2 protein-coding genes are annotated in these 2,542 nt (G+C 61.2%); both read right to left on the bottom strand.

The features are described from left to right. On the bottom strand, positions 1-1,652 hold a 1,652-nt coding region (locus ADS46_RS12965; RefSeq protein ID WP_199825234.1), incomplete at its 3' end, for a biotin carboxylase N-terminal domain-containing protein. Positions 1,653-1,733: 81 nt separating this feature from the next. After that, positions 1,734-2,375 (bottom strand): urea amidolyase associated protein UAAP2, encoded by a 642-nt coding sequence (locus ADS46_RS12960; protein WP_066320772.1) that lies wholly within the window; start codon positions 2,373-2,375, stop codon positions 1,734-1,736. Between the last annotated feature and the right edge of the window lie 167 nt (positions 2,376-2,542).

Genomic DNA, 2,542 nt, shown 5'->3' with positions numbered 1-2,542 from the left:
ATATCCACTACCTGCCAGAAGGCGACGGCTTCGCCATCCAGCGTGGCAGGCAGCTCGGCACCCGCCAGCACGATTTGCGTGGCGCGGTGAAAGCGCAGCGTCGGGCCGGTGAGGGTGATTTCCAGCCCGGCGGCATCGCTGGGGTTGTCGAGCAGGCGATTGCCCAGGCGAAACGACCAGTCGTCAAACGGCCCCGAGGGCGGTACGCCAACGTCCCAGTGGCCCTGGCGGCCGGGGTAATCCTGAATCGTTGTCATGGTGCCTGGGGCCAGCACTTCCATGGCGGGCGGCGCCCAATCCAGGGCTGTCAGCCAGTGGGTATCCAGGTCGGCACCCTGAAAACGATTGGCGCGCAGCACATGGGCAAGCCAGGTGCGGTTGGTGGTAATGCCATAAACGCTGGCGTTATCCAGCGAGTCCGCCAACTGCTCGATAGCAGTGCCACGATCTTCGGCGTGAACAATCACCTTGGCCAGCATGGGGTCGAAAAGGGCAGAGATTTCCAGCCCGGCTTCTATGGCATGGTCGATGCGCAGGCCATCGCCTTGAGGGAAATCGACCTCCGTTAGCAAGCCTGCGCTGGGGCGAAAATCGTGCGCAGGGTCTTCGGCGTACAAGCGCGCCTGCACGGCATGGCCGCTGGGGACGAGATCTTTGGTGAGTGCCTCAAGATCAGGCAGTTTGCCTGCGCCGAGTTTTACCATCCACTCGACGATATCAATACCGTACACCATCTCGGTGACGCCATGCTCCACCTGAAGCCGGGTGTTCACTTCAAGGAAATAGAACGCCTCGCGCTGGGTATCGTAAATAAACTCGACGGTACCAGCGCTGCGGTAGTTGACCGCTCTGCCCAGTTGAACGGCGGTTTCGTGGAGTGCCTGGCGAACGTGTTCCGCCAGGTTAGGCGCCGGGCACTCCTCAAGCACTTTTTGGTGGCGGCGCTGGGTGGAGCAATCCCGTTCGCCCAGGGCCACGACATTGCCGTGGCCGTCGCCAAACAGCTGCACCTCAATATGGCGGGCGCGGTCAATGTAGGCTTCCAGAAACACGCCGCCATCGCCAAAGTTGCGCTCACCCAGGCCCTTGACCGAGTCAAAGGCGCGCTCGAGCTCGGCGGAGGTTTGGCACACTTGCATGCCGATCCCACCGCCACCGGCGGTGGACTTGAGCATCACCGGGTAGCCGACCTGCTCGGCGCTTTTGAGTGCTTCGTCAACGTTTTCAAGGAGCGCTGAGCCCGGCACCAGCGGCACACCGGCTTGCTCGGCCAGGCTGCGGGCTTCATGTTTTAAACCAAAGCGTTTTATCTGCTCGGTGGTGGGGCCCAAGAACACCAGCCCTGCAGCGTCGCAGGCGTCGATAAAGCGGGTGTTTTCCGACAGGAAACCGTAGCCAGGGTGTACTGCTTGCGCACCGCTTTGCTTGGCAATGGCGATGAGTTTGTCGATATCAAGGTAGGTCTCGCTGGCGCTGCCCTCGCCGAGCGAATAAGCCTCATCAGCCTGGTGGACGTAGGGCGCGTCACGGTCGGCGTCGGCGTAAACCACCACGCTGCCCACCTCCATTATTTTTAGGGTACGTAAAATGCGCGCGGCAATGGCGCCGCGATTGGCAATCAAAACTTTGCTGAACGTTTTATTGATAGACATGGCACTGCCTGCAAACAAGGGCGGGTCGTCCCGCTGGATAGTCAGTCGCTTGAGGTCGTCCCCAGGCCTTAAGTCTCTATGTCAACTGTCCCAAACCAACAGCTCGATGGGCGTGGGGTTGTAGCCGTTGCAGGGGTTGTTGAGCTGGGGGCAGTTGGAGACCAGCACGATCACATCCATCTCGGCGACCATCTCCACGTATTTGCCGGGTGCGGAAATGCCGTCTTCAAAGGTCAGCCCACCGTCGGCGGTGACCGGCACGTTCATGAAGAAATTGATGTTGTGAGTGATATCCCGCTTGGTCAGGCCGAACTCTGGATGATTGGCGATGGCCTGCATCCAGTTGTCGCGGCAGGAGTGCATATGGCGCTTTTCCAGGTCGTAGCGCACGGTATTGCTTTCGCTGGCGCAGGCGCCGCCCAGGGTGTCGTGACGGCCGCAGGTGTCAGCGCTGATGGTCAGCATGGCGCGTCCTTCGCTGGACATCAGCGTAGTGCCTGCGGTGAGGTAGACAGCGCCCTGTTCGCGCACCGTGTCCATGGCGCTGTAGCGCTCGCTGGTATCGTCGGCGCTGAAGAACAGGGTGTCGGCGGCCTGATTGCCCTCTAAGTCGAGAATACGCAGGGTTTGGCCGCGCTTTACGGTGCCGATGTAATGATCGCCCGCGTTAACCGTGGTGCGGCTCAGGGCATTTTCGGGGCGTAGGGTGCTTTCGATGATCATGGTATTCGTTCCCCCTTACAGGCCGAGGTGGTAAAGACGGTTATTGGCGAAGCCGCGGGCGTTTTCGGGACGCGAGCGGTAGCAGGGGTCGTCTTCCGTGGGCGGCTCGGCGGTGCCGAGGGCAATATCGACGCCGCGGCGGGGGTAGTCTGGGCTGGGATCGAGGG

Origin of the sequence: Halomonas sp. G11, from assembly GCF_001663515.1 — a bacterium.
Lineage (GTDB): Bacteria > Pseudomonadota > Gammaproteobacteria > Pseudomonadales > Halomonadaceae > Vreelandella.
The sequence above is the reverse complement of the archived record's forward strand: the minus strand, read 5'-3'. Positions and strand labels throughout refer to the sequence as shown.

What these genes read in the sequence shown, in the direction of transcription:
- ADS46_RS12960 (WP_066320772.1), bottom strand. Translation starts at nt 2,375, where the DNA reads ATGATCATCGAAAGCACCCTACGCCCCGAAAATGCCCTGAGCCGCACC.